Here is a 578-nt window from a genome sequence, read left to right as displayed (position 1 = left end):
CATCCCCTGCCGATCCACTTCTTCACCATCGTGCTGAACGGCGAGCCCTTCATCCGCTACCACGAGCGGGTGTTCGCGGAACTGCCCTTCGACTGGCACTGGCACGTCGTGGAAGGCGTGGCCGCGCTCAAGCACGACACCGGCTGGAGCCTGGCGGCGGGCGGCCGGGTGCTGGACAGCGTGCACGACCAAGGGCGCAGCAACGACGGCACCTCGGCCTATCTGGACGAGCTGGCGGCCCGCCACCCGGACCGTGTGACCATTCACCGCAAGCCGCCGGGGACGTTCTGGGACGGCAAGCGCGAGATGGTCAACGCCCCGCTGCCCCACATCGCCACGCCCGGCCTGCTCTGGCAGATCGACGCCGACGAGCTGTGGACGGCCGAGCAGATCCGCACTGTCCACGCCATGTTCCAGGCCGACCCCAAGCGCACCGCCGCCTATTACTGGTGCGACTATTTCGTCGGGCCGGAGCGGCTCATCAGCACCCGCCACAACTACGCCCAGAACCCCCAGCAGGAATGGCTGCGCACCTGGCGCTTCGAGCCCGGCATGACCTGGGCCGCCCATGAGCCGCC

1 protein-coding gene is annotated in these 578 nt (G+C 69.0%); it reads left to right on the top strand.

What is annotated here, in order from left to right:
* A partial coding sequence (locus GBZ26_RS29825) for a glycosyltransferase family protein (protein ID WP_211105021.1) occupies positions 1-578 on the top strand: 578 nt, incomplete at both ends.

The sequence above is a fragment of the Azospirillum formosense genome (genome assembly GCF_013340925.1).
GTDB lineage: Bacteria > Pseudomonadota > Alphaproteobacteria > Azospirillales > Azospirillaceae > Azospirillum > Azospirillum formosense.
Note: the sequence above shows the minus strand (reverse complement) of the source record. Positions and strands in the feature narration are given on the sequence as shown.